Annotated in this window: 19 protein-coding genes, 5 tRNA genes and 1 riboswitch; of the genes, 17 read left to right on the plus strand and 7 right to left on the minus strand. The window is 60.5% G+C overall.

Translation table 11 applies throughout. From position 1 onward, the window contains the following. Positions 1 to 37: 37 nt before the first annotated feature. Genes astA through astE form a run of 5 tightly spaced genes read left to right on the plus strand, consistent with a single transcriptional unit; the run spans position 38 to position 5,223 of the window. Entirely contained in the window at positions 38 to 1,063 is a 1,026-nt protein-coding gene (gene astA, locus DM813_RS15555; RefSeq protein ID WP_128324288.1) for an arginine N-succinyltransferase, read from the plus strand. After that, positions 1,060 to 2,526 (plus strand): succinylglutamate-semialdehyde dehydrogenase, encoded by a 1,467-nt coding sequence (astD, locus tag DM813_RS15560; protein WP_206617412.1) that lies wholly within the window; start codon positions 1,060 to 1,062, stop codon positions 2,524 to 2,526. The genes astA and astD overlap by 4 nt, the downstream gene beginning before the upstream one ends. 24 nt (positions 2,527 to 2,550) lie before the next feature. Continuing rightward, positions 2,551 to 3,900 (plus strand): N-succinylarginine dihydrolase, encoded by a 1,350-nt coding sequence (astB, locus tag DM813_RS15565; protein ID WP_128324290.1) that lies wholly within the window; start codon positions 2,551 to 2,553, stop codon positions 3,898 to 3,900. A 14-nt stretch (positions 3,901 to 3,914) separates the two neighbouring features. Beyond that, positions 3,915 to 4,205: a topoisomerase II gene (locus tag DM813_RS15570; protein ID WP_028944689.1), complete on the plus strand. Its 291-nt coding sequence runs from the start codon at positions 3,915 to 3,917 to the stop codon at positions 4,203 to 4,205. A 10-nt stretch (positions 4,206 to 4,215) separates the two neighbouring features. Continuing rightward, the gene (gene astE, locus DM813_RS15575; protein WP_128324291.1) at positions 4,216 to 5,223 is read left to right on the plus strand and encodes a succinylglutamate desuccinylase; all 1,008 of its coding nucleotides are present in this window, start codon (positions 4,216 to 4,218) and stop codon (positions 5,221 to 5,223) included. Positions 5,224 to 5,270: 47 nt separating this feature from the next. Here the strand turns inward: astE and DM813_RS15580 are convergent, their stop codons facing one another. Further along, complete coding sequence (locus DM813_RS15580; RefSeq protein WP_128324292.1) at positions 5,271 to 5,777, minus strand: 6,7-dimethyl-8-ribityllumazine synthase; 507 nt, start codon at positions 5,775 to 5,777, stop codon at positions 5,271 to 5,273. Between the two features lie 93 nt (positions 5,778 to 5,870). Beyond that, a riboswitch (FMN riboswitch) is annotated at positions 5,871 to 6,022 on the minus strand. A 294-nt stretch (positions 6,023 to 6,316) separates the two neighbouring features. Between DM813_RS15580 and alaS the strand changes: the two genes are divergently transcribed. From alaS to mgtE, 8 genes are all read left to right on the plus strand, one after another. Beyond that, positions 6,317 to 8,935 carry an alanine--tRNA ligase gene (gene alaS / locus DM813_RS15585; protein WP_128324293.1) on the plus strand — a complete coding sequence of 873 codons (2,619 nt, stop codon included), beginning with the start codon at positions 6,317 to 6,319 and terminating at the stop codon, positions 8,933 to 8,935. A gap of 88 nt (positions 8,936 to 9,023) precedes the next feature. Then, entirely contained in the window at positions 9,024 to 10,259 is a 1,236-nt protein-coding gene (locus DM813_RS15590; RefSeq protein WP_128324294.1) for an aspartate kinase, read from the plus strand. Between the two features lie 184 nt (positions 10,260 to 10,443). Beyond that, complete coding sequence (gene csrA, locus DM813_RS15595; protein WP_010226667.1) at positions 10,444 to 10,632, plus strand: carbon storage regulator CsrA; 189 nt, start codon at positions 10,444 to 10,446, stop codon at positions 10,630 to 10,632. A gap of 72 nt (positions 10,633 to 10,704) precedes the next feature. Then, positions 10,705 to 10,795, plus strand: a tRNA-Ser gene (locus DM813_RS15600). Between the two features lie 108 nt (positions 10,796 to 10,903). Next, positions 10,904 to 10,980 (plus strand) — tRNA-Arg (locus DM813_RS15605). Between the two features lie 77 nt (positions 10,981 to 11,057). Then, a tRNA-Arg gene (locus DM813_RS15610) sits at positions 11,058 to 11,134 on the plus strand. Between the two features lie 75 nt (positions 11,135 to 11,209). Continuing rightward, a tRNA-Arg gene (locus DM813_RS15615) sits at positions 11,210 to 11,286 on the plus strand. A 331-nt stretch (positions 11,287 to 11,617) separates the two neighbouring features. Then, positions 11,618 to 13,060 carry a magnesium transporter gene (mgtE, locus tag DM813_RS15620; protein ID WP_128324295.1) on the plus strand — a complete coding sequence of 481 codons (1,443 nt, stop codon included), beginning with the start codon at positions 11,618 to 11,620 and terminating at the stop codon, positions 13,058 to 13,060. Between the two features lie 66 nt (positions 13,061 to 13,126). Here mgtE and DM813_RS15625 read toward each other — a convergent pair whose 3' ends face one another. Then, positions 13,127 to 13,453: an Arc family DNA-binding protein gene (locus DM813_RS15625; protein ID WP_128324296.1), complete on the minus strand. Its 327-nt coding sequence runs from the start codon at positions 13,451 to 13,453 to the stop codon at positions 13,127 to 13,129. A gap of 342 nt (positions 13,454 to 13,795) precedes the next feature. Between DM813_RS15625 and phnN the strand changes: the two genes are divergently transcribed. Beyond that, positions 13,796 to 14,392 (plus strand): phosphonate metabolism protein/1,5-bisphosphokinase (PRPP-forming) PhnN, encoded by a 597-nt coding sequence (phnN, locus tag DM813_RS15635; RefSeq protein ID WP_128324298.1) that lies wholly within the window; start codon positions 13,796 to 13,798, stop codon positions 14,390 to 14,392. 3 nt (positions 14,393 to 14,395) lie between these two features. Here phnN and DM813_RS15640 read toward each other — a convergent pair whose 3' ends face one another. After that, complete coding sequence (locus tag DM813_RS15640) at positions 14,396 to 14,617, minus strand: hypothetical protein (RefSeq protein ID WP_128324299.1); 222 nt, start codon at positions 14,615 to 14,617, stop codon at positions 14,396 to 14,398. Between the two features lie 304 nt (positions 14,618 to 14,921). On the opposite strand from DM813_RS15640, the gene DM813_RS15645 reads away from it, so the two are divergent. Both DM813_RS15645 and DM813_RS15650 read left to right on the plus strand, forming a co-directional pair. Next, positions 14,922 to 14,998: transfer RNA gene (locus DM813_RS15645), tRNA-Arg, on the plus strand. Positions 14,999 to 15,202: 204 nt separating this feature from the next. Further along, the gene (locus DM813_RS15650; RefSeq protein ID WP_128324300.1) at positions 15,203 to 16,216 is read left to right on the plus strand and encodes a sensor domain-containing diguanylate cyclase; all 1,014 of its coding nucleotides are present in this window, start codon (positions 15,203 to 15,205) and stop codon (positions 16,214 to 16,216) included. A gap of 56 nt (positions 16,217 to 16,272) precedes the next feature. On the opposite strand, the gene lpdA is transcribed toward DM813_RS15650, so the two are convergent. Genes lpdA through DM813_RS15670 form a run of 4 tightly spaced genes read right to left on the minus strand, consistent with a single transcriptional unit; the run spans position 16,273 to position 21,264 of the window. Then, positions 16,273 to 17,658 carry a dihydrolipoyl dehydrogenase gene (gene lpdA / locus DM813_RS15655; protein ID WP_128324301.1) on the minus strand — a complete coding sequence of 462 codons (1,386 nt, stop codon included), beginning with the start codon at positions 17,656 to 17,658 and terminating at the stop codon, positions 16,273 to 16,275. 2 nt (positions 17,659 to 17,660) lie between these two features. After that, a complete protein-coding gene (locus DM813_RS15660) occupies positions 17,661 to 18,971 on the minus strand; it encodes a dihydrolipoamide acetyltransferase family protein (protein WP_128324302.1) in 1,311 nt (436 codons plus the stop codon). Next, positions 18,972 to 20,030, minus strand: a complete 1,059-nt coding sequence (locus DM813_RS15665; protein ID WP_128324303.1) for an alpha-ketoacid dehydrogenase subunit beta — start codon at positions 20,028 to 20,030, stop codon at positions 18,972 to 18,974. It lies immediately after the preceding gene. A gap of 1 nt (position 20,031) precedes the next feature. Next, complete coding sequence (locus DM813_RS15670; protein ID WP_128324304.1) at positions 20,032 to 21,264, minus strand: 3-methyl-2-oxobutanoate dehydrogenase (2-methylpropanoyl-transferring) subunit alpha; 1,233 nt, start codon at positions 21,262 to 21,264, stop codon at positions 20,032 to 20,034. 202 nt (positions 21,265 to 21,466) lie between these two features. Between DM813_RS15670 and bkdR the strand changes: the two genes are divergently transcribed. Further along, the gene (bkdR, locus tag DM813_RS15675) at positions 21,467 to 21,952 is read left to right on the plus strand and encodes a Bkd operon transcriptional regulator BkdR (protein ID WP_128324305.1); all 486 of its coding nucleotides are present in this window, start codon (positions 21,467 to 21,469) and stop codon (positions 21,950 to 21,952) included. Positions 21,953 to 22,137: the final 185 nt, after the last annotated feature.

Here is a 22,137-nt window from a genome sequence, read left to right on the forward strand (position 1 = left end):
TTGCGGCAGGCCAAAGGCCGCCGCCCGAGGAGATAGCATGATCGTTCGTCCCGTACGCAGCAGCGATTTACCGGCGCTGATCGAGTTGGCGCGCAGTACTGGCACCGGCCTGACCACCTTGCCGGCCAACGAAGAGCGCCTGTCGCATCGCGTCGGTTGGGCCGAGAAAACCTTCCGTGGCGAAGCGGAGCGCGCTGACGCCGACTACCTGTTCGTGCTGGAAAACGATGACGGCGTCGTCGTCGGAATTTCTGCCATCGCCGGTGCCGTCGGCTTGCGTGAGCCCTGGTACAACTACCGTGTCGGCCTTACCGTCAGCGCCTCCCAGGAGCTGAACATCTACCGGGAAATCCCGACGCTGTTCCTGGCCAACGACCTCACCGGCAACTCGGAACTGTGCTCGTTGTTCCTGCGCAGCGATTCCCGTACTGGCCTCAATGGCCGCCTGCTGGCCAAGGCACGCATGCTGTTCATCGCCGAATTCCCGGAGCTGTTTGGCAACAAGATCATTGCCGAGATGCGCGGCATGTCCGATGAGCAGGGTCGTTCGCCGTTCTGGGAGAGCCTGGGTCGACACTTTTTCAAGATGGAATTCAGTCAGGCCGACTACCTGACCGGCGTCGGCAACAAGGCCTTTATCGCCGAACTGATGCCGAAGTTCCCGCTGTACACCTGTTTCCTGTCCGAAGCGGCCCGTGGCGTGATCGGTCGGGTGCACACCGATACCGAGCCGGCCCTGGCCATGCTCAAGAGCGAAGGCTTCAGCTATCAGGGCTATGTCGACATTTTCGACGCAGGTCCTGCGGTGGAGTGCGAAACCTCCAAGATCCGTGCGGTGCATGACAGCCAGCCGCTGGTGCTGGCCGTGGGTACGCCGGGCGACGATGCCACCCCTTTCCTCATTCATAACCGTAAGCGTGAAGACTGCCGTATTACCGCGGCACCAGCGCGCCTGGCGGCCGGTACCCTGGTGGTCGATCCGTTGACTGCAAAACGCCTGCGCCTGTCGGCTGGCGATCAGGTGCGTGCCGTACCGCTGTCTGCTGCCCGGGAGGCCAAATAATGACGACTCACTTTATCGCAGGTGTTTGGCAGGCAGGGCAGGGCGAGGCGCTGCAGTCGCTGGATCCGGTCAGCCAGAAGGTCATCTGGCAAGGCCAGGGCGCCGTCGCCGGGCAGGTTGACGAAGCGGTCAGGGCCGCACGCCAGGCATTTCCTGCCTGGGCGTTGCAGTCGCTGGAGGCGCGCATCAGCGTGCTTGAAGCCTTTGCAGCGTCGCTGAAAGCCAATGCCGAAGCGCTGGCCCATTGCATCGGTGAAGAAACCGGCAAGCCGCTGTGGGAGTCCGCCACCGAAGTGACCAGCATGGTCAACAAGGTCGCCATTTCGGTTCAGAGCTACCGTGAGCGTACCGGGGAGAAAAGCGGCCCGCTGGCAGATGCCACTGCCGTGTTGCGACACAAGCCCCATGGCGTGGTGGCCGTGTTCGGCCCCTACAACTTCCCGGGCCACCTGCCCAACGGCCACATCGTACCGGCGCTGCTGGCGGGCAACACCGTGGTGTTCAAGCCCAGTGAGCTAACCCCCAAGGTGGCCGAGCTGACGGTTAAATGCTGGATCGAAGCCGGGCTGCCGGCAGGTGTGTTGAACCTGGTTCAGGGGGCGCGTGAAACCGGCGTGGCGCTGGCCGCCAACCCGGGTATCGATGGCCTGTTCTTTACCGGCTCCAGCCGTACCGGCAACCTGTTGCACCAGCAGTTCGCCGGTCGCCCGGACAAAATCCTGGCACTGGAAATGGGGGGTAACAACCCCCTGGTGGTCGATGAAGTCAAAGACCTCGACGCCGCGGTCTACACCATCATTCAGTCGGCGTTCATTTCCGCCGGCCAGCGCTGCACCTGTGCACGTCGCCTGTTGGTACCGCAAGGCGCCTGGGGTGATTCGCTGCTCGCGCGCCTGGTCGAAGTGTGCCAAACCATTACTGTCGGCGCTTTCGATCAACAGCCGGCACCGTTCATGGGGTCGGTCATTTCCCTGGATGCGGCCAAGGCACTGCTGAATGCTCAGGCGCAGTTGCTGAGCAACGGTGGCGTGTCGCTGCTGGGCATGACCCAGCTGCAAGCGTCGGCTGCCCTGCTGACCCCGGGTATTGTCGATGTGACGGCAGTCGCCAATCGCCCCGATGAAGAGTTCTTCGGTCCGCTGCTGCAGGTCATTCGCTACAGCGATTTCGACGCGGCGATTGCCGAGGCGAACAACACCCAGTACGGCCTTGCTGCCGGTCTGCTGTCTGATTCGCGCGCGCGCTACCAGTACTTCTGGCTGCAAAGCCGTGCGGGCATCGTCAACTGGAACAAACAGCTGACCGGCGCCGCCAGCAGTGCACCGTTCGGCGGTGTGGGTGCCAGCGGCAACCACCGCGCCAGTGCCTACTATGCGGCCGACTATTGCGCTTACCCGGTAGCCTCGCTGGAGACCGCCAGCCTGACTCTGCCTGCCACGCTGACGCCAGGCGTCTCCCTATAACAAAAGGTCTACGGAGCCTTGCCGATGAAATCGTTTGAAGTGAATTTTGATGGTCTGGTGGGACCGACGCACAACTACGGCGGGCTGTCCTACGGCAACGTGGCCTCGCAGAGCAACAGCCAGCAGGCTTCCAGTCCGCGTGAAGCCGCGCGCCAGGGCCTGGCGAAGATGAAGGCGCTGATGGAAATGGGCTTCCAGCAGGGCGTACTGGCCCCGCAGGAGCGCCCGGATGTTGCCGCGCTGCGCCGCCTGGGGTTTGCCGGTACCGACGCGCAAGTGATCGAGCGTGCCGCCAAAGAGGCCATGCCGTTGCTGGTCGCCAGTTGCTCGGCGTCGAGCATGTGGGTGGCCAATGCCGCCACGGTCAGCCCGAGTGCGGACACGGCCGACGGTCGGGTGCATTTCACTGCTGCCAACCTCAACTGCAAGTACCACCGCAGCATCGAGCACCCCACTACCAGCCGTGTACTCGGAGCGATGTTCGCTGACAGCAAGCACTTCGCGCACCACGCCGCCTTGCCGGCAGTCGCGCAGTTCGGCGACGAAGGTGCGGCCAACCACACGCGTTTCTGCCGTAGCTATGGCGAGGCCGGCGTGGAGTTCTTCGTGTATGGCCGCAGCGCGTTTGACACGCGCTATCCGGCACCGCAGAAGTACCCGGCGCGGCAAACCCTCGAGGCCTCCCAGGCGGTGGCCCGTCTGCATGGCCTGAGCGACGAGGGCGTGGTCTACGCCCAGCAGAATCCGGCAGTGATCGATCAGGGCGTGTTTCACAATGACGTGATCGCGGTGGGTAACGGCGAAGTCCTGTTCTATCACGAAGACGCCTTCCTCGAGACCGAGGCGATGCTTGGCCAACTGCAGGCTAAACTGGCTAAACGGGTTGGCAATTTCAAAGCGATCTGTGTCCCGCGCTCGGCGGTTACGGTAGAGGATGCAGTGCGTTCCTACCTGTTCAACAGCCAGTTGCTGTCCCGTGGCGACGGTTCGATGCTGCTGATCGTGCCGGAAGAGTGTCGCAACAACGAGCGGGTATGGGCCTATCTGTCGGCCTTGACCCAGCAGGGAGGCCCGGTTGCCGAGGTCAAGGTGTTTGACCTCAAGCAAAGCATGCAGAACGGCGGCGGCCCGGCGTGCCTGCGTTTGCGCGTGGCGCTCAACGAAACGGAGCTGGCGGCGGTCAATCCAGGGGTTATCATGACGGCACCGCTGTACGACACCCTGACCCAATGGGTCGACAAGCACTACCGCGACCGTTTGAGCGAATCTGATCTGGCGGATCCGCAGCTGTTGCTGGAATGCCGTACGGCACTGGATGAACTGACCCAGATCCTGAAGCTGGGTTCGGTCTATCCGTTCCAACTCCAACCTTGAGAGAGAATTCGACTATGTCCGACGCCCTGCAGCTGATCCTTGAAGATGACGATGGTACCCAGCTGGAAACTTCCTGCACCCGTTTCGCCGTGGTCTGGCAAGGCAAGGAGGTATGGATTCAGCAGGATGGCCGTGGTCAGCTGCTGATCGGCGTCGATGTCGAAGAAGACGACGCCGAGTATGCCAACCTGTTGCTGCGTCCGTTGGCCACCAACCTGGTCAGCCTGCAGCTGGAAATGGAACCGGCTGATGCCGGCGACGATGATGATCACGTTCATGGTCCTGATTGCGGCCACCATCACTAAGGAATAGCCCATGCTCGCCCTCGGCAAACTGCTTGAACTGACCCTCGCCGGTCGTGAACCGGCGGAGAAGACTCAGCTGACTGTCGAAGGCGTGCGCATGCGCTGGCTGGGTGAGGGGGCACTTGAAGTGCGCCCGCCCGAGGCGCGTGACAATGGCATGGACCTGCTGCTGTCAGCAGGCATCCATGGCAACGAAACCGCGCCGATCGAGTTGCTCGACGAGCTGCTCCATGGCATTGCCCGCGGCGAGATCAAGCCACGGGCGCGGATTCTGTTCCTGTTCGGCAATCCCGAAGCCATCCGCAAAGGCGAGCGTTACCTGGAACAGGACGTCAATCGCCTGTTCAACGGCCGTCATGAGCTGTCCAGCGGTTCCGAGGCGCTACGTGCCTGTGAGCTGGAACGCCTGGCTACCACCTTTTTCAGTGTGCCCGGACGTACCCGGTTGCACTACGACCTGCACACCGCCATTCGTGGGTCGAAAATCGAGCAGTTCGCGCTGTACCCCTACAAAGAGGGGCGCCAGCATTCCCGGCGGGAACTGGCGCGCTTGAGGGCGGCAGGCATGGAGGCGGTGCTGCTGCAAAGCAAACCGTCGATAACTTTCACCGCCTTTACCTACGAAACCCTCGACGCGGAAGCCTTGACCCTGGAGCTGGGCAAGGCGCGTCCTTTCGGGCAGAACGAAGGGGTCAACCTTGGGCCTCTGGAAACCCGTCTGAAGCAGATCATTGAAGGCAACGAGCCGGGCGAGCCGGAGGCGCTGGACGGGCTGAAGCTGTTCAGTGTGGCGCGCGAGATCATCAAGCACAGCGACAGTTTCCACCTGCACCTGCCGGCGGATATCGAAAACTTTTCGGAGTTGTCCAAGGGCTATCTGCTAGCCGAGGACTTGAGCAGCACGCGCTGGATCGTTGAAGAAGAGGGGGCGCGCATCATTTTTCCCAACCCCAAGGTCAAGAATGGCTTGCGTGCCGGAATTCTGATTGTGCCGACCACGCCGGATCAATTGGCGTAGGAGCGGATTTACCGGCACGCCGGTAAGTCCGCTCCTATAGGGCTGGATCAGCCTACGCGTTTCTGCGGCATTTCATTGCGGCGCAGGGCGCGCAACTTCTGCAGCGTATCGGCACAGGTCTTCGCCGCCTCGGCACCCTTGACCAGGAAATGCTCGAAGTAGAAATTCTGGTGCTCATCACCGGCGTGGAAGTGGTGCGGGGTCAGCACCGCCGAGAACACCGGCACTTCAGTTTCCAGTTGCACCTGCATCAGGCCGCTGATAACCGACTGGGCAACGAACTCGTGGCGGTACAAGCCGCCATCGACCACCAGGCCGGCGGCAACGATGCCGGCATAACGGCCGGTTTTCGCCAGGAGCTTGGCGTGCAGAGGAATTTCGAAGGCGCCACCGACTTCAAAGAAGTCGATATCGCTTGCCTGATAGCCCTGGCGGCCCATTTCCTCGACGAAGGCCTTGCGCGCCTGATCGACAATATCCTTGTGCCAGCAAGCCTGGATAAAAGCGATGCGTTCGTGAGTAGGGTTTTTGCTATCGATTGCGGTGGGTTGCATTGAAACGGACTCCTGTTTGTATGAGAAACAGGGCATCTGGATCGAAAGGGATTTCGCCACGCAAATGCGCAACGACAGACACAGCTGTGCCGATCCCGTTCTCTCTTTATCCGGACTATGACCGTCGGCCCCGGAATCACACCGGGTCTGCTGACCTTGCAGGCAAGCCTGCAAGCGCTCGCGGGCTATGCGCAGTACGCGCAATTACCGCCGGTGGGGAATCGCACCCCGCCCTGAGAACGTTGCCACCGAGTGCCGGCGGCGGAGAATTATTAGCACATATGTGAAGCGAACGTATAGGCTGCTAACGATTTTTTCGCAGGTGAACGGCATTTCATCCGGGAAACCTTGCCAATTTTACATTCGAACCCCAGTAATACTGCATCGGCCGACTATCGAAGACCGTCCAATTGACGGTTTCTATAGCATAAACACACTGCATCCAAGCCTAAGGCCCGATATAATGCGGCCCTTTGCCGTCGTTTCGTCAATTTGACGCAAGCATTTGCCTTAAGGCCGCCGTTTCCGTGGAAGAACCTATGAAAAGCGCAGAAATCCGTGAAGCCTTCCTTCGCTTCTTCGAAGAGCAGGGACACACCCGAGTTGCCTCCAGCTCCTTGATTCCGGGCAACGACCCGACCCTGCTGTTCACCAACGCGGGGATGAACCAGTTCAAGGACTGCTTCCTTGGCCAGGAAAAGCGCGCCTACACCCGCGCGACCAGCAGCCAGAAGTGCGTGCGCGCCGGCGGCAAGAACAGCGACCTGGAAAACGTCGGTTATACCGCCCGTCACCATACGTTCTTCGAAATGCTGGGTAACTTCAGCTTTGGCGACTATTTCAAGAAAGACGCCATCACCTATGCCTGGACCTTCCTGACCAAGGTGCTGAACCTGCCGGAAGAAAAACTCTGGGTGACCGTCTATGCCAGCGACGACGAGGCATACGATATCTGGACCCGGGAAATCGGCGTCCCGGCCGAGCGCATGGTGCGCATCGGCGACAACAAGGGCGCGCCTTACGCCTCCGACAACTTCTGGACCATGGGCGACACTGGCCCCTGCGGTCCTTGCACTGAGATCTTCTACGATCACGGTCCTGATATCTGGGGCGGCCCACCCGGCTCGCCGGAAGAAGACGGCGACCGTTACATCGAGATCTGGAACAACGTGTTCATGCAGTTCAACCGTACTGCCGATGGCGTACTGCACCCGCTGCCAGCGCCGTCGGTGGATACCGGCATGGGCCTGGAGCGTATCAGTGCGGTCATGCAGCACGTGCACTCGAACTATGAGATCGACCTGTTCCGCAGCCTGCTCGACGCGTCGGCCGCCGCCATCGGCTGCAAGAACGAAGAGCAGTCGTCGCTCAAGGTGGTTTCCGACCACATCCGCTCTTGCGGCTTCCTGATTGCCGACGGCGTGCTGCCTTCCAACGAAGGCCGCGGTTATGTGCTGCGTCGCATCATTCGTCGCGCCTGCCGTCACGGTAACAAGCTCGGCGCTACCGGTAGCTTCTTCTATAAGATCGTCGCGGCGCTGGTTGCCGAAATGGGCGAAGCCTTCCCTGAACTGACCCAGCAGCAGGCCAACATCGAGCGCGTGCTCAAGGCTGAAGAAGAGCAGTTCGCCAAGACCCTGGAGCAGGGCCTGAAGATCCTCGAGCAGGACCTCGCCGAGCTCAAGGGCAGCGTGGTTCCGGGTGACGTAGTATTCAAACTCTACGACACCTACGGCTTCCCGATGGACCTCACCGCCGACATCGCCCGTGAGCGTGAGCTGACCATTGACGAAGAAGGCTTCGAGCGTGAAATGGAAGCGCAGCGTGAGCGCGCGCGTTCCGCCAGCGCCTTCGGCCTGGACTACAACACCCTGGTCAAAGTCGATGTAGCCACCGAGTTCACCGGCTACACCAGTACCGAAGGCGAAGCGAACATCGTTGCTCTATATAAGGACGGCAAAGTCGTCGAGCAACTGAGCGAAGGCGAGCAGGGCGTGGTCATCCTCGATCGCACGCCGTTCTACGCCGAATCCGGTGGCCAGGTGGGCGACACCGGTTACCTGCAGGCAGCCAGCGTTCGCTTCGATGTGCGTGACACCACCAAGACCGGCGGCGCGTTCCTGCACCACGGTGTGGTTGCCAGCGGCACACTGGTGGTCGGCTCCAAGGTTCACGCCAAGGTTGACGCCGACGTGCAGCACGCCACGTCGTTGAACCACTCCGCGACGCACTTGCTGCACGCCGCACTGCGCCAGGTACTCGGCGAGCACGTACAGCAGAAAGGCTCGCTGGTCGATAGCCAGCGCCTGCGTTTTGACTTCAGTCACTTCGAAGCGGTCAAGCCAGAGCAGCTCAAGGCGCTGGAAGACATCGTCAACCGCGAAGTGCGCAAGAACTCCGAGGTGCAAACCGAAGAGACCGATATCGAGACCGCCAAGCAGAAGGGCGCCATGGCGCTGTTCGGCGAGAAGTACGGCGACAATGTGCGTGTACTGAGCATGGGCGGTGATTTCTCCGTCGAGTTGTGCGGTGGTATCCACGCCAAGCGTACCGGCGATATCGGCCTGCTCAAGATCATCAGCGAAGGTGGTGTGGCTTCTGGCGTGCGCCGTATCGAAGCGGTCACCGGCGAAGCGGCACTGGCCTACCTCAATGCAGCCGAAGAGCAACTCAAGGAAGCCGCGCAGCTGGTCAAGGGCAGTCGTGACAACCTGATCGACAAGCTCTCGGCCGTGCTGGAGCGCAACCGTCAGCTGGAAAAACAGCTGGAGCAACTGCAGGCCAAGGCCGCCAGTGCTGCGGGCGAGGATCTGTCCAATTCGGCGGTCGAGGTCAAGGGCGTCAAGGTCCTGGCTGCGCGTCTGGATGGTCAGGACGGCAAGGCGCTGCTGGCGCTGGTCGATCAATTGAAGAACAAACTCGGCCGCGCAGTGATCCTGCTCGGCAGTGTCCATGAGGAAAAGGTCGTACTGGTTGCCGGTGTGACCAAAGACCTGACTGGCCAACTCAAAGCCGGTGATTTGATGAAGCAAGCCGCTGCCGCAGTGGGCGGCAAGGGCGGCGGTCGTCCAGATATGGCGCAAGGCGGTGGCGTTGACACCGCGGCGCTGGACAACGCGCTGGCCCTGACCGTTCCATTCGTGGAGCAGGGCGTTTAAGGCACCATCCGGCCCGTCGTCTAGTGGCGGGCCCTGGTGTCGTTTGAATGTTTATTGGGTGCCCTTCATGGGCTGAGGCGGCTTTGAAATGGCGTTGATCGTACAGAAATTTGGCGGCACTTCGGTCGGCACGGTCGAGCGAATCGAGCAGGTTGCCGACAAGGTCAAGAAGTTCCGCGAGGCCGGCGATGACCTAGTGGTTGTGCTGTCGGCGATGAGTGGCGAGACCAATCGCCTGATCGACCTGGCAAAGCAGATCAGTGATCAGCCGGTTCCACGTGAACTGGATGTGATTGTGTCCACCGGCGAGCAGGTCACCATCGCCTTGCTGGCCATGGCGCTGATGAAGCGGGGTGTTCCTGCGGTGTCCTACACCGGCAACCAGGTGCGTATCCTGACCGACAGTGCGCACAACAAGGCGCGTATCCTGCAGATCGACGACCAGAAAATCCGTGGCGACCTCAAGGCCGGCCGCGTGGTTGTGGTTGCAGGTTTCCAGGGTGTCGACGAGCACGGCAACATCACCACCCTCGGGCGTGGTGGTTCGGACACTACCGGTGTTGCCCTGGCGGCAGCCCTCAAGGCTGATGAGTGCCAGATCTACACCGACGTCGATGGTGTCTACACCACCGATCCGCGTGTAGTGTCCCAAGCTCAGCGCCTGGACAAGATTACCTTCGAAGAGATGCTGGAAATGGCCAGCCTCGGTTCCAAGGTTCTGCAGATCCGTGCCGTCGAGTTCGCCGGCAAGTACAACGTTCCGCTGCGCGTGCTGCACAGCTTTCAAGAGGGTCCGGGTACCCTCATTACTATTGATGAAGAGGAATCCATGGAACAGCCGATCATTTCCGGCATCGCCTTCAACCGCGATGAAGCCAAGCTGACCATTCGTGGCGTTCCGGATACCCCGGGCGTTGCTTTCAAGATCCTCGGCCCGATCAGTGCCGCCAACATTGAAGTCGACATGATCGTGCAGAACGTTTCGCACGATAACACCACCGACTTCACCTTCACCGTGCACCGCAACGACTACGACAAGGCCCACAAGGTCCTGGACAAGACTGCCGAAGAGCTCAACGCTCGCGAAGTGGTCGGTGATACCAAGATCGCCAAGGTCTCGATCGTCGGCGTTGGTATGCGCTCTCACGCCGGTGTTGCCAGCCGTATGTTCGAAGCCCTGGCCAAGGAGACCATCAACATCCAGATGATCTCCACTTCCGAGATCAAGGTCTCGGTGGTCATCGAAGAGAAATACCTGGAGCTGGCTGTGCGTGCCCTGCACACCGCTTTTGAACTGGACGCGCCAGCCCGACAGGGCGAGTAAGGCGTTGCCCAAAGGGGCGCGGCTAAGCCGCGCCCTTCGCGTTTCTGGCAGGTGCGGCAAAGCTATCGTTTTGTTCGTGCTGGTCAATACTAAGGCATGGGTCGGTAACCGTTAACGGTTGCAGGCCCAAGCCCTTTTTTTTGCAGACTGTTATCCCTGAACTGAATTTCGTGAGGAGAAAGGTATGTTGATTCTGACTCGTCGGTGCGCCGAGAGCCTGATCATTGGCGACGGCGAGATCACCGTGACGGTGCTCGGCGTCAAAGGAAACCAGGTGCGAATCGGCGTGAATGCCCCTAAAGAAGTGGCCGTTCACCGCGAAGAAATCTACCTGCGGATCAAGAAAGAGAAGGACGAAGAACCAACCCATTAATTTTTATCGAGTTTTTTTCAAAAAAGAGTTTGCAAACGGGGAAGGCTCTGGTTATTATACGCCCCGTGTTGCGGAGAGGTGGCCGAGTGGCCGAAGGCGCTCCCCTGCTAAGGGAGTATACCTCACAAGGGTATCGGGGGTTCGAATCCCCCCTTCTCCGCCATTATTCATGTAGGACGCTGTAATCTGCCTGAATCGCGTAAGTCGTTGAAATTAAACGAAAAAGTGGTTGGCAAAAAGATTTAGCGGTCTATAATGCGCGGCAACAAATGCACTCATAGCTCAGCTGGATAGAGTACTCGGCTACGAACCGAGCGGTCGGAGGTTCGAATCCTCCTGAGTGCACCATACGACGAAGCAGTTTTCATCTTGAAAGTTGCTTCAGCTTCAACCAGAGGTGATCTGGTCCATCAAGCGCCAACCCTGCACTCATAGCTCAGCTGGATAGAGTACTCGGCTACGAACCGAGCGGTCGGAGGTTCGAATCCTCCTGAGTGCACCATATATGAAGCGGTTTTCTTCGTGAAAATTGTTTCAGCTTCAACCAGAGGTGATCTGGTCTACCAAGCGCCAACCTGCACTCATAGCTCAGCTGGATAGAGTACTCGGCTACGAACCGAGCGGTCGGAGGTTCGAATCCTCCTGAGTGCACCATACAACAGAAAGCCCGCCTTACAAGGCGGGCTTTTTGCTTTTCTGCGTTTGCGATTTTTCTGTCAGACATGTGTTTTTTTTATTCTGGCCACCGTCGCACTGATAGTTGCATAGACTGTCATAGCTAAAGCTCGCAAACGATTGTTCTAGCCGCGATTTTTTAAGCGCCCTTACCGCTCAAGCGGTGTATGATGCGCCCGTCAGCCCCGCCGGGGCTTGTGGAAAACCACCATGGACTTACCCAGTAGTTACTCAATAGCAAGTTTTGCCAATCAAGATCTGACTGATTGAATCTCCCGGCGTGCTCCGCTGCTGGGAGTGGAGTTCGCCTATGACTGAAAACGAAGCAAAAAAGACGCAAGAGAGCTTGCAGGACCGCCTTGCCCAAGTGGTCGAGCTGCTGCAGCGTCAGCGTGTGGTTGAAGACCTGACCCACCGTCAGGAAGGTCATCACCATGACCTGGTAGAAAACCTCGTTCACCGCCAGAACCTGGTCGAGCTGCAGCGCAAGCTCGACGACCTGCACTCTGCAGACGTTGCCTACATTCTCGAAGCCTTGCCCCTGGATGATCGTCTGACGGTCTGGCAGCTGGTCAAGGCCGAGCGTGACGGCGACATCCTCCTGGAAGTATCCGACTCGGTTCGTGAAACCCTGATCGCCGACATGGACGATCACGAGTTGCTTGCTGCCGCCAAGGAAATGGACGCCGACGAACTGGCCGACCTGGCGCCCGAGCTGCCCCGTGACGTTGTTCATGAACTCATGGAGACCCTCGATGCCCAGCAGCGTGAGCGTGTTCGCTCCGCGTTGAGTTATGACGAGGAGCAGGTCGGTGCGCTGATGGACTTCGAGATGGTGACCATCCGCGAAGACGTCAGCCTTGAAGTGGTTCTGCGTTACCTGCGCCGCCTCAAGGAGCTGCCCGGGCACACCGACAAACTGTTCGTGGTTGATTACGACGGCATCCTCAAGGGCGTGCTGCCGATCAAGCGCCTGCTGGTCAACGACCCCGAGAAGAAAGTGGCCGAGGTCATGGCCGACGACCCGGTGGTGTTCCAGCCGGAGGAAGACGCCTACGACGCGGCCCAGGCGTTCGAACGGTATGACCTGGTATCGGCACCGGTAGTCGACAAGAACGGCCGCCTGATCGGCCGTCTGACCATCGACGAGATGGTCGACCTGATTCGTGAGGAAAGCGAAACCGAAGTGTTGAACATGGCCGGTCTGCGCGAAGAAGAAGACATCTTCGCCTCGGTCTGGCGATCGCTGCGCAACCGTTGGGCGTGGCTGGCAATCAACCTGATCACCGCGTTCGTCGCCTCCCGTGTCATCGGTTTGTTCGAAGGCTCCATCGAGAAGCTGGTGGCGCTGGCGGCCTTGATGCCGATCGTGGCGGGTATTGGCGGCAACTCCGGCAACCAGACGATTACCATGATCGTGCGGGCAATGGCGCTCGATCAGGTCAGCCCGGGTAATACCTCGCGCCTGATGCGCAAGGAATTGGCGGTAGCGTTGATCAACGGCCTGGTCTGGGGTGGGGTGATCGGTGTGGTGGCCTACCTGCTGTATGGTAGCTGGTCGCTGGGTGTGGTGATGACGGCGGCAATGACCCTCAACTTGCTGTTGGCGGCGCTGATGGGGGTGCTGATTCCGATGACCCTGGCGCGCCTGGGGCGTGACCCGGCGATGGGCGCCAGTGTGATGATCACCGCCATGACCGATAGCGGCGGCTTCTTTATCTTCCTTGGCCTGGCGACGATTTTCCTGCTCTAGGCCTGAACAGTAGCGCAGACACAAAAAAGCCAGCTTTCGCTGGCTTTTTCAATTGCAGGTCGGACTTCAGGACGCGTCGGCGGCCATTTCAACGTCGTGGGCAATCAGCGCCACCAGGGCGTTTTGCTGGCGGTGAGACAGTTGACGGAAGCGTTGCAGCAATTCACGTTCGTGCAGCGACAGCTCCGGGCTGTCAAGGCGCATGCTGAGCTCGTCACCCAGTGCACCTTCCTGAATCAGGCTCTGTTCCAGGCGGGCGATGATTTCCGAGTTCATGCTGCGGTGATGGTGGCGCGCTACTTCGGCAATGCGCTCACGCATCCCGTCTGGCAGGCGGACGACGAACTTGTCAGCGGTACGGCTTGAGTAAACAGCCTGTTTCAATGGGCGCATATAATTGACCGGTTTTAGTTCAGGGGAAGCGGTTCTCGAAATTGGCCGCAGGATGAAACTACGACCATCACGGCGACAAAATGTTCAACCTGAATTGTGAATGAGGCGTGAATCATGCCTCATTGTCGCCGGTTCCTTGGCGTCAATTCTGTGACAAATATTGAACCGGGTAAAGGCGATTTGCCAGTACCAATTATCAGAAATGAGCACTGGTTTGAAAAGTTTTCATTTCGTCGTTTGGTACTCACGCAGAACCTCCGCCATCCACAATGGGTAGCAGGCGAAAACACCTGGGAAAGTGTCTAGAATGCGCAGGCTTTCCTTCAACTGAGCATAGTGGCTATGCAGCATGACGCAAGCGTCGCGCCCGATTCCAGCACCCCTGGGCGATTGATCTATTTGATGGGGCCTTCCGGTTCCGGCAAGGACTCATTGATAGACGCTGCCCGGGCCACGCTCGAGCAGCACCACGTCATGGTGGCCCGACGCGTTATCACCCGTTCGGCCGAAGCCAAGGGCGAAGATGCCCTGGGTGTTTCAGCCGAGCGCTTCGAGCAACTGTGTGCCGAGGGCGCCTTTGCCCTGCACTGGCGGGCTAACGGCCTGGCGTATGGCATTCCGGTGCAGATCGATACGTGGTTAAGACAGGGCAGGGCGGTGCTGGTCAACGGCTCGCGTGCGCATTTGCCTGAGGCGCGCAAGTCCTATCCGGACCTGCTGCCGGTGTTGTTGGCTGTCGAGCCGCAGGTGCTGCGTCAGCGTTTGCTGGCGCGTGGCCGCGAGAGCCTGGAGGATATCGAGCGGCGTCTGGCGCGTAGCCAGCAGCTGTCGGTGGCAGATGATGGCGTGCACGTACTGGATAACTCCAGCCAGCTCGACGACGCCGTGGCGCGGTTACTCGACCTGCTGCGCGAGCAGGGCGTGCTGGGCAACCGGTAATCTTCAGAACACCAGCCGACCTTGTGGGGCCGAGGGCAGCCGCTGGGTTGGCAACGTTGCGGCAGTCGCCTTTCTGCTTGTAGCGTCGAGCACGGTCAGTTGTGCGTGGGGGGCGTTGATCCTCACTGCTTGTGGAGTGCTTGGCGTCGAGCCTTGCGGCTGGAAGATCAGGCCTATCAAGGCGGTCAGTGCCAAAGCATTGAGCAAGAGCAGCGTGCGGTTCATCTGGCGTACTCCACAGGCGTAGGGGCGGTAGCCGGGCGCTTTTTAGAGAATGGAGTGCATGCTGCGTGCCAGTCGTGCTGGCTGATTTTCTCTATTTAAATCAGATGTTTATGGTCAGAAAGGGTGTGTGGGGCCGTGCACTCTGCAATGATGGCTCACTGCCTTGTTGCAAAATGCACGATTGCCATCGGCGAGTAGGAAAAAGCCACAGACAAAAAGCCCCACGGATGACATGACAAATGCCGACGTGCTGGTTAACATGCACGCCGTCCTCCGTCGTGCAGCGCCCGCTGCCGGCACCTGTGTCTCAGTAGCTCAATTGGATAGAGCATCCCCCTCCTAAGGGGAAGGTTGGCAGTTCGAACCTGCCCTGGGACACCATATTCCTCGTCTCGTGCGCCTTTCAAACGTTATCAATGACTTTCGCTCGTGCACCGTGTGCGCTTGGCGCGTGTTTTCGCGTCCGCTGGTCAACTACTCATTTGGCTCTACTATTTAGGCAATGCGAAGGAACGCTGACGGCCCCTGACGTACCCGTACAGCGCCAAGGTTGGGACGAGGCATCCAGGACAAGGGAGAGCGTCCATGATTCAAGCACCGCAATCGACAGAAGCGAAAAACCCCTCCATCGTGCTCGATCAGGCGCAATTGCAGACCCTGCTCGAGCTGATCAGCGACGGCATCTGGGACTGGAACGCCAACACCGGTTATGTCTACCGCAACCGTGGCTGGTACTCGATGCTCGGTTACGCCAGCCACTCGCTGGACAATTCGGTGTTCACCTGGGAAAGCGTCATTCATCCCGAGGACTACCCGCGGGTGATGGCGCATTTCGAGGCCTATGTCACCGGGCAGACCGCCCAGTACAGGGTTGAATACCGCTGTCGCTGCCAGGATGGCAGTTACCTGTGGATTGAAGACAGCGGCCACATCATCGCACGCAACCCGGATGGCTCGGTGGCGCGGATGCTGGGCGCCCATCGCAACATCGAGGCCAGCAAGCGTCTGCTGCTACAACTGGAAAAGCACAACCATACGCTAGAGGCAAAAATTGCCGAGCGTACCCGTGAGCTGTCATGGGTCAACGAACAACTGCAACGCCAGCTGGACGAGAACCGGGACCTGGCCGAGCGCGATGCGCTGACCCTGATCGCCAACCGCTATCGCCTGGAAAAGGTCCTGCTTCAGGAGTGTGAGTGGGCCCGGCGCTTTCGCCACCCGCTGTCGCTTGTAGTCATGGACATCGACGACTTCAAACCGGTCAATGATCGCTACGGGCATGCCCGTGGGGATGCCGCGCTGATCGATGTGGTTGAGCGCATCAAGGGCTGTCTGGGCGCAGGCGAACTGTTGGCGCGGTGGGGCGGTGATGAATTTGTCGTGGTGATGCCGCAGGCGCCGCTGACACAGGCGCGGGCCCTGGCTGAACGGATCGGTGTGGCGATGCAGCAGGCGCTACCGGTTGGCGAGACTCGCCTGACCTTGAGCATCGGCATCGTGCAACTGGCAGAGGGTGAAGCGCAGGCAGGGTTGTTGGCGCGTGCAGATCAAGCCTTGTACCGGGCCAAGGCCGCGGGCAAACAGTTCATCAGCGAGTAAAAAGGACCCGCTGCGCCGTGCAGCGGGTCAAAATCGGCCGCAGCCGCTTCAGTGTTCTACAGGTGCAGGGCGTGACCCAGTGCCCGCAGTGCCGCTTCCTGGACCGCTTCGCCCAGGGTCGGGTGAGCATGGATGGTGCCCGCCACATCTTCCAGGCGCGCGCCCATTTCCAGCGATTGGGCAAATGCCGTCGACAGCTCCGAGACGCCGACCCCCACCGCCTGCCAGCCAAGGATCAAGTGGTTGTCGCGACGGGCAACCACGCGGACAAAGCCGCTTTTCGATTCCAGGGTCATGGCGCGTCCGTTGGCAGCAAAGGGGAACTGCGACACGATGCAGTCCAGGCCTTCCTGTTCGACGTTGTCCGGCGTTTTGCCCACCACCACCAGCTCCGGGTCGGTGAAGCACACTGCGGCAATCGCGGTGGGTTCGAAGCGGCGGGTTTTGCCGGCGATGAGTTCCGCGACCATTTCGCCCTGGGCCATGGCCCGGTGAGCGAGCATCGGTTCACCACTGAGGTCGCCGATGGCCCAGACGTTACGCATGCTGGTCTGGCACCGCTCATCGATGGCGATGGCCGCACCGTTCATCTTCAGTGCCAGGCTTTCCAGGTTGAAGCCCTGGGTGCGTGGTTTGCGGCCTACGGCGACCAGCACCTGGTCAGTCTCAAGCTGCAGCAACGCGCCCGCCGGGTCTCGCACCTGGAGGCGCTGCGTGTCGGCATCGAAGCCTTCGACGCTGTGCTGCAGGTACAGCGTTACGCCGAGCTTCTTGATCGACTCGGCCACCGGTGCGGTCAGCTCGCTGTCGTAGGTGGGCAGGATCCGTTCACGGGCCTCGACCACGCTGACTGCGACGCCGAGCTTGCGGTAGGCGATGCCCAGCTCCAGGCCGATGTAGCCACCGCCAACCACCGTCAGGTGCTTGGGCAATGCTTTGGGCGCCAGGGCTTCGGTGGACGAGATGATCGCGCCACCGAGCGGCAGCATCGGCAATGCGACGCTGCTGGAACCGGTGGCCAGCAACAGGTGTTCGCACTGGATGCGCTGGCCATCGACGTCAACGCTCTTGCCGTCGAGAATCTTCGCCCAGCCATGAATCACCTTGACCCCGTGCTTTTTCAGCAGGGCGGCGACGCCGCTGGTCAGCCGGTCAACGATGCCGTCTTTCCATGCCACGCTCTGGCTGATGTCGAGGCTGGGCGGCGAAACCTTGATGCCCAGGTTTGACTGCTGGCTGTGCTGTTGGGTCTGGTGGAACTGCTCGGCGACATGGATCAGTGCCTTGGACGGAATGCAGCCGATGTTCAGGCAGGTACCGCCAAGGGCCTGGCCTTCGACGAGAATGGTCGGGATGCCCAGTTGCCCGGCACGAATCGCCGCGACGTAACCGCCAGGGCCGCCACCAATGATCAGCAGGGTGGTGTTAAGCGTCTGTTGCATGGTCACTCCACAAACAGGCTGGCAGGTTGTTCGAGCAGGCCGCGGATGGCCTGGATGAAGAGCGCTGCGTCCATACCGTCGACCACACGGTGATCGAACGAGCTGGACAGGTTCATCATCTTGCGGATGACAATCTGGCCGTTGATCACCATCGGTCGTTCGACCATGCGGTTGACACCGACTATGGCGACTTCCGGTGTATTCACCACCGGTGTCGACACGATCCCGCCCAAGGCGCCGAGGCTGGTCAGTGTGATGGTCGAGCCGGAGAGCTCTTCACGGCTGGCCTTGTTGCCGCGCGCGGCATTGGCCAGGCGCACGATTTCGCCGGCGTTGCTCCACAGGCTGCCGGCTTCGGCATGGCGCAGCACCGGAACCATCAGGCCATTGTCGCCCTGGGTGGCGATGCCGACATGCACCGCGCCGTGGCGGGTAATTACCTGGGCTTCATCGTCGTAGGTGGCGTTGATCTGGGGAAACTCGCGCAAGGCCACGACCATGGCGCGCACCAGGAATGGCAGCAGGGTCAGCTTGCCGCGGCTGTCACCCCACTTCTTGTTCAGGTGCAGGCGCAGCTCTTCCAGGGCGGTGACGTCGATCTCTTCGACGTAGCTGAAGTGCGCGACGCGGCGTTTGGCATCCTGCATGCGCTGCGCGATCTTGCGGCGCAGGCCGATGACCGGGACCTGCTCGCTGTCGGTGCGTTTGCCGTAACCGCCCGGCGCGCTCTGGGTGCTCAGGGTCGGCTGGGTGAGGAACGCATCCAGGTCTTCATGCAGGATGCGTCCGGCCGGCCCGCTGCCGTGTACGTAACGCAGTTCGATGCCGGCATCCAGGGCGCGTTTGCGCACGGCCGGGGAGGCCAGTGGGCGCTCGTTGGCTTCACGCGGGACGATTGGAGCGGCCTGGTGTGCCGAGGGTGCTGGCGCAGCGGGGGCTTCTACAGGTGCAGCTGGCCTGGTTACCGGTGCAGGTGCCGGTGCCGGTGTATCGACAGCGCGGGCCTCTTCGCGGGGCAAGCCCGCACCCGCAGTGGCAGGGGGGCTGGCACTGGCCTGCAAGTTGCCGGCACCTTCGACTTCGATGCGAATCAGCTCGCTGCCCACCGCCATGACTTCGCCAGGCTGACCACCCAAGGCCAATACCTTGCCGCTGACGGGGGAAGGAATTTCCACCGTAGCCTTGTCAGTCATGACATCGGCCACGACCTGGTCTTCGGTGACGGTATCGCCGACTTTGACGAACCATTCCACCAGTTCAACTTGTGCGATGCCTTCACCGATATCCGGCATCTTGATGACGTGCGTGCCCATTCAGACCTCCATGACCCGTTTCAAAGCCGCGCCCACGCGTGAGGGGCCGGGGAAGTACGCCCATTCCTGCGCATGCGGGTAGGGAGTGTCCCAGCCGGTAACGCGCTCGATCGGGGCTTCGAGGTGATGGAAGCAGTGTTCTTGCACCAGCGACACCAGTTCGGCGCCAAAGCCGCAGGTGCGGGTGGCTTCGTGGACCACCACGCAACGACCGGTCTTCTTCACCGAGGCGACAATGGTTTCCAGGTCTAGCGGCCACAGGCTGCGCAGGTCGATGACTTCGGCATCGACACCGGTTTCTTCGGCGGCGACTTGCGAGACGTAGACGGTGGTGCCATAGGTGAGCACGGTCACGTCATTGCCAGGGCGGGTAATGGCGGCTTTGTCCAGCGGCACGGTGTAGTAGCCGTCAGGCACGGCACTGGCCGGGTGCTTCGACCACGGCGTTACCGGGCGGTCGTGGTGGCCGTCGAACGGCCCGTTGTACAGACGCTTGGGCTCAAGGAAGATGACCGGGTCGTCGTTTTCGATCGAGGCGATCAGCAGGCCTTTGGCGTCATACGGGTTTGATGGCATCACCGTGCGCAGGCCGCACACCTGGGTGAACATCGCCTCGGGGCTCTGGCTGTGGGTCTGGCCGCCATAGATGCCGCCACCGCAAGGCATGCGCAGGGTTAGCGGGGCAACGAACTCGCCGGCGGAACGGTAGCGCAGGCGCGCCATTTCAGAGACGATCTGGTCGGAGGCTGGGTAGAAGTAGTCGGCGAACTGAATCTCCACCACCGGCCGCAGGCCGTAGGCACCCATGCCGACGGCGGTACCGACGATGCCGCTTTCGGAGATCGGTGCATCGAACACCCGCGACTTGCCGTATTTGGCCTGCAGGCCTTCGGTGCAGCGGAATACGCCGCCGAAGTAGCCTACGTCCTGGCCGTACACGACCACGTTGTCATCGCGCTCAAGCATGATGTCCATGGCCGAGCGCAGGGCCTGGATCATGGTCATCGTGGTCGTCGCCATGGCAGTTTCCAGCTGGATAGAAGTGTTGTGATCGTTCATCTCAGACCCCCAGTTCCTGGCGCTGGCGGCGCAGGTGCTCAGGCATTTCCTTGTAGACATCCTCGAACATCGAGGCTGGGCTTGGCATCTGGCCGCCGGCGAGGGTGCCGTACTGTTCGGCTTCTTTTTGCGCCTTGATGATCTCGGCCTCGAGCTCGGCAGTAACCGCCTGATGCTCTTCCTCGGACCAGTGACCGATGGCAATCAGGTGCTGTTTGAGCCGTGCGATCGGGTCGCCCAGCGGGAAGTGGCTCCAGTCGTCGGCCGGGCGGTACTTGGACGGGTCGTCCGACGTCGAGTGCGGGCCGGCACGGTAGGTCACCCATTCGATCAGGCTTGGGCCAAGGCCACGGCGGGCGCGCTCGGCAGCCCAGCGCGAGGCGGCGTAGACGGCGATGAAGTCGTTGCCGTCAACACGCAGCGAAGCGATACCGCAACCGACACCGCGACCGGCGAAGGTCGTCGACTCGCCACCGGCGATGGCCTGGAAGGTGGAGATGGCCCACTGGTTGTTAACCACGTTGAGGATCACCGGGGCGCGGTAGACGTGGGCGAAGGTCAGGGCGGTATGGAAGTCGGATTCGGCGGTGGCACCGTCACCGATCCATGCCGAGGCGATCTTGGTATCGCCCTTGATCGCCGAGGCCATGGCCCAGCCGACCGCCTGGACGAACTGGGTCGCGAGGTTGCCGCTGATGGTGAAGAAACCGGCTTCGCGTACCGAGTACATGATCGGCAGCTGACGACCCTTGAGCGGATCACGCTCGTTGGACAGCAACTGGCAGATCATCTCCACCAGCGAGACGTCGCGGGCCATCAGGATGCTTTGCTGGCGGTAGGTGGGGAAGCACATGTCGGTGCGGTTCAGGGCCATCGCCTGACCACTGCCAATGGCTTCTTCGCCCAGGCTCTGCATGTAGAAGGACATCTTTTTCTGGCGCTGGGCGACGACCATGCGGCTGTCGAACAGGCGGGTCTTGAGCATGGTGCGCATGCCCTGGCGAAGGACATCAGGGCCGATGTCTTCAGCCCACGGGCCCAAGGCATTGCCTTTGTCGTCCAGCACCCGGATCAGGCTGTAGGCGATATCGGCCGTATCGGCGGCATCTACATCAACGGGAGGTTTACGGACCTTGCCGGCATCGTTCAGCCGCAGGTAGGAAAAGTCGGTCTGGCAGCCTGGCCGGCCGGTAGGCTCGGGCACATGCAAACGCAGGGGGGCGTACTCGTTCATGCTTTTTTACGCTCGCTCTGTCTTGTGTTTTTGTTGAGCTTTGAAGCGGTCGCTACTGAAACCCCGGCTTGTGACCAGAGAGTCAGTCTTGTCCTACATAATATTCGGGCGCCTGAAGAATATTTATCTCAAGTTCATTGCCTTTGCTCGGGCTTGCGGATAAACATTCTTTATAAAGACAAAAAACAGGTGAAATTTTCTCATGCGTAAACTGGATCGCACTGACATTGGCATTCTCAATAGCCTTCAAGAAAATGCGCGAATTACCAACGCCGAGCTCGCGCGTTCGGTCAATCTGTCGCCGACGCCCTGTTTCAACCGGGTCAAAGCCATGGAAGAGCTGGGCGTGATTCGCCAGCAGGTGACTTTGCTGGCGCCGGAAGTGCTGGGGCTGGACGTCAATGTGTTCATTCATGTCAGCCTCGAAAAGCAGGTGGAGCAATCCCTGCACCGTTTCGAGGAAGAGATCGCCGAGCGCCCGGAGGTCATGGAGTGCTACCTGATGACCGGGGACCCGGATTACCTGTTGCGGGTACTGCTGCCAAGCATCCAGGCGCTGGAGCGCTTTCTCGACTACCTCACGCGTCTCCCGGGTGTGGCCAACATCCGCTCGAGCTTTGCCTTGAAGCAGGTGCGCTACAAGACCGCGCTGCCGCTGCCGGCCAATGGCCTGACCTTGCCGGCCTGAGTGAGGATGCATCGCGTGTAGATAATTACGATCACCAGGGCTTTGGGTGCTTGAAATTTCGAACAGCCAATGCCTATGTTGTAGGTGTCGCCGATACCGGCATGCGAAAACAATAAGGATAGCGTCATGACGACCAGTGGCCACCGCTCTCTCGCCGAGCGATTGACGGGCATCGATGAGATCGA

This window comes from Pseudomonas alkylphenolica, from assembly GCF_004025535.1.
Lineage (GTDB): Bacteria > Pseudomonadota > Gammaproteobacteria > Pseudomonadales > Pseudomonadaceae > Aquipseudomonas > Aquipseudomonas alkylphenolica_A.